Below are 1685 nucleotides of genomic sequence, written 5' to 3' on the forward strand. Positions count from 1 at the left end.
CATTGGTAACAAGTTAAGCCTGTATGCCAGTTGTCAAGGGGATTTCAGAAGAGGCATCAAAGAAAAATTGGTGATTGCCTCGCTGTCGATCAGGGAAAGGTGAAACAATTAACTTAACATTGGGCTTTCGTTGAGATTTAACAATACCTAAATCTTGGTTTTCGGGCGCGGCGAAATACTCGATCAAGTCAGTTGCCTTACCTTTTTGATGAGCCACATAAAAATGGTAAAGACCCCGGTAAATCATTTCTAATGAAATCGAATCTATTGGTAAAGAGAGTTGGTCAGCAACGGCATCACCTAAATCAACCAAGAGTGCATAAAATATCCAAGTCCCCCAAATTTGAAGCTGGATGCCGTTGAGAGAACCTGTCCACAAATAACTTAATCCCAAAAGCCTTTTTACGGTATTAAAAGCATCTTCAATCCTCCAGCGCCTGCGATATAAATCTGCGACGACGTAGGGAGGTAATACATGAGGATCTAGTACGCTTGTCAAATAAGAATGCCAAATTTTACCGGAACGAACTTCAATCAAACGTAAGGTAATAAATGGAGTTTTTGAAGTTCCTGAGCCTAGCCGTATCCGACTATCTCGGAGTTCGTAACTATTGGTAAATACTTGCTCTACTTTAATTGATGCTCCTTTTTTCAAACGAGTAATTAAGTGGATATCTCGTTCAATTAATTTGAGCCAAAAGCTAAAATGATAAAATCCTCTATCCAGTAAGAGTAAGGTTTGAGTTGGCACTAATTGCAGAATATTTTCTTCAAGGTTAACATCAGAAGCTCTGGGGTTTTCCAGAAACCAAATCTCGACAGGAAGCCTGGTCATTAAATCTATGACTGTTGCCATTTTTCCTGCCAACTGCCCTTTAGGTATATCTTCCAGACTTTTGAGCTTGCAAAATAATGCTTCGAGTGTTGAGCTATCCACTATCCAAATTCGGGAAAATTTTGTCAAGGCAAATTGAATGCTTTCTGCTAAAGGTCTTTGGTTTCTCTTGTACCAAGCAGTTCTTAAACTCGGTAATAAATTTTTGAAGACTCCTTCAAATAAGGTGGCAGGAAAACTTAAAAACCTTTGAGACATTGCTTGTTGAGTAACTGTCGTAGGCCGGCACCACAAAAAACCTTCTCTTGCCAGCATTCTTGTGAGTTCTGTCACTCCAGCTACGTCTCGCCATAGCAAGGTTAATACTGCTGCTACCATCAACGGTAAGTTGAGAATTCTACCTCGTAAACCCAGTTGACGGTAGTAATTTTCTTGTGAGGTGATGGCTGGTGTTAATAATGCAGATAGTTGCGAGGCGATTGCCTCATCTTCCACCATCGGTCTTGTGGTTTTTTTGGCGTGGTCACGGTTGGTTTTTTGACTTTTAGCCATATTTACTGACCTACACAATCGCTCAATTATTTGTCAATTATATCGTTTGATCATACCAACGCCTGCGACTCTTATCGATCGCCTGCGACTCTTATCGATCGCCCGCGACTCTTATCGATCGCCCGCGACTAGAGTCAGCGAACAACTTATTAATAATGATAATCACTGCCGGTGGGAGAGTCCGCCGTCGGCGGACTCTCCCACCCTTACCCCTTGTTTGATTATCATTATTATTGAATTATATTTCTACATAAAGGGGTATTGACAAAATCTACTTCCTTCTAACTTGTTACCAATG

At 40.9% G+C, this 1685-nt stretch carries 1 protein-coding gene; it reads right to left on the reverse strand.

Annotation, left to right across the window (positions count from 1 at the left end; translation table 11 throughout):
- Nucleotides 1-13: 13 nt before the first annotated feature.
- On the reverse strand, nt 14-1333 hold the full coding sequence (locus tag ACUVJL_RS29230) for an IS4 family transposase (protein ID WP_445249053.1): 1320 nt from the start codon (nt 1331-1333) through the stop codon (nt 14-16).
- Between the last annotated feature and the right edge of the window lie 352 nt (nt 1334-1685).

It is taken from the genome of Microcoleus sp. OTE_8_concoct_300, from assembly GCF_031383065.1.
Lineage (GTDB): Bacteria > Cyanobacteriota > Cyanobacteriia > Cyanobacteriales > Microcoleaceae > Microcoleus.